Source organism: Psychrobacter sp. TB55-MNA-CIBAN-0194, assembly GCF_040309505.1.
GTDB lineage: Bacteria > Pseudomonadota > Gammaproteobacteria > Pseudomonadales > Moraxellaceae > Psychrobacter > Psychrobacter fozii.
In genome coordinates this window covers 1-236 of record NZ_JBEOOW010000780.1, presented here as the reverse complement: position 1 = coordinate 236, position 236 = coordinate 1, and the positions used below count along the sequence as shown (strand labels likewise).

At 33.9% G+C, this 236-nt stretch carries 1 protein-coding gene; it reads right to left on the bottom strand.

The features are described from left to right. Positions 1-200, bottom strand: a 200-nt coding sequence (locus AAEY75_RS17075) for a hypothetical protein (RefSeq protein WP_352260374.1), incomplete at its 3' end; no start/stop codon positions are given. Positions 201-236: the final 36 nt, after the last annotated feature.

Below are 236 nucleotides of genomic sequence, written 5' to 3'. Positions count from 1 at the left end.
GCGTTAAATGATAAAGGAATCGATTGATAGAAATCATTACTGACGTTGGGTAATTCTTTGCTTTGTTTGGCTAAAAAGTCATCTTCAACTTGTCTTGGCCATTTTATCGAATCCAAAATTTTAATCGGTGCTTGGATGCGAATTAATTCATCAGAAAAACGACGAATATCTTGTTGATAACGCAATAAAGAGTCAGACATTGTCTTTTCCTAATCTTGAGAATGTTGTAAGCAGTA